General features: G+C 44.9%; 1 pseudogene. It reads left to right on the forward strand.

Annotation, left to right across the window (positions count from 1 at the left end):
* Positions 1–891: pseudogene (locus tag J7R10_RS08280) on the forward strand (hemagglutinin repeat-containing protein); the annotation flags it as partial.

The raw sequence follows: 891 nt of genomic DNA on the forward strand, positions 1-891 counted from the left end.
GCAACAGCTTATAAAAATACCTATCTAGGCTGTAAGGCAGGCACTGATAATTGTTATGCCTATAATGTTGATGGAAGCCGCAATAAAGCTTTAGATATAGCCAATGGCAAATTTCGCCATATCAGCTCAGAAGCTTTGGACAGCGTTTCTGGTCTTGTCCAGGCGGCTGGCACTCTGAATCTGGTGGTTGATCAACTTAACAACACGGCAGCGGAAGGTTCGATTACAGGGGATGCGCATTTTGAAGCAAAAGCCGTTGGGGGTGATCCACTGGGGGCATTGAGTGGTTTAACAGCAGCAGGTGCTTTGTTTACACCAAACATCGCTATAGATGGTACGGCTGGTGTTTCGGATGGGAGTTCGTTGCCTTTACCAAAACCACAATCGGGTGGGGTTGGTGGTACCTTGCCGAAACAAAATTTCCTTTATGAAACGCGGGCAGAATTCCTCGATGTTGGCAAGTTTTATGGCTCAGCCTATTATTTAAACAGAATTTGTTACAAACCTGATCGGGAGATTTTTTTCTTAGGCGATGCGTATTTCGAAAAGCAATTGATTGAAAAACAAATGCGTGATCTTGTTGGTCAAGGTTTGGGCAAGGGTTCCTTTATTCCTGGCAGTGATGCCATTGAACAAGTCAAAAATTTGCTTGACGTCGGGGCAGAATATGCAAAAGCACATAATCTTTCCTTTGGTGAGGCTTTGAGTGAAGAACAATTGGCATCCCTAGAAGCCCCGATGGTGATTTATGTGCGCCATCACGTCAAGGGCATGGATGTTTATGCACCGGTGCTTTACATTCCAGAAAAAGACAGAGCCTCCTTTGTCTCTTCTGGTGCCTTGATCATGGGGGATGATGTTAATATCACCAGCCAGAATACGAGCAATTCA

The sequence above is a fragment of the Bartonella vinsonii subsp. berkhoffii ATCC 51672 genome (genome assembly GCF_902825225.1).
GTDB lineage: Bacteria > Pseudomonadota > Alphaproteobacteria > Rhizobiales > Rhizobiaceae > Bartonella > Bartonella berkhoffii.